The organism is Pseudoalteromonas sp. c7(2019), from assembly GCF_011378625.1.
Lineage (GTDB): Bacteria > Pseudomonadota > Gammaproteobacteria > Enterobacterales > Alteromonadaceae > Pseudoalteromonas > Pseudoalteromonas arctica.
On the sequence record NZ_WTKS01000065.1, the window covers coordinates 1 to 519 of the forward strand.

Below are 519 nucleotides of genomic sequence, written 5' to 3' on the forward strand. Positions count from 1 at the left end.
CTTCCTTTGGAACAATGCGGAAAAAGGTTTCACCTTCTTTAACTAAACCTAACTCATTACGGGCGCGTTCTTCTATCGCTTCGGTGCCTGTTTTTAGATTATCGATTTCTGAAAACATCATTTGATTGCGCGTTGTTAGCTCTGTATTACCAGCAGTCGCCAATGCGACCTCTTTAGAATATTCTCGATTATCCTGCAGTCCATTCTTTCCAAACCATAAATGGTATTGCAATAATGAAAATATAAAAATAAAGATAGCTAACAGTAAGCGCATGATATTTAAACTCAGTATTAAAAAAGTTAATCATCCCACATTAAACAGAAAATTAAAATCAACTCAAACACACTAAATTTAGTTGCGTAGCATTAGGCTGAATAAAACTTATTTCTTCCAGAAAAGCAGTTTGCTTTCTAATTGCGGGAATAATGGATGAATAAATAATTTATGGGACATAATACATGCCACAATCATTTTAATAACAACCATTTGATCAATGCCTAATAAATAATAAGCATAAC

The 519-nt window shown here is 33.1% G+C and carries 1 protein-coding gene; it reads right to left on the bottom strand.

Features of this window, described 5'->3' with window-relative positions; genetic code table 11:
- A partial coding sequence (gene ftsB / locus GQR38_RS20030) for a cell division protein FtsB (RefSeq protein WP_165738020.1) occupies positions 1 to 274 on the bottom strand: 274 nt, incomplete at its 3' end.
- Positions 275 to 519 lie beyond the last annotated feature (245 nt).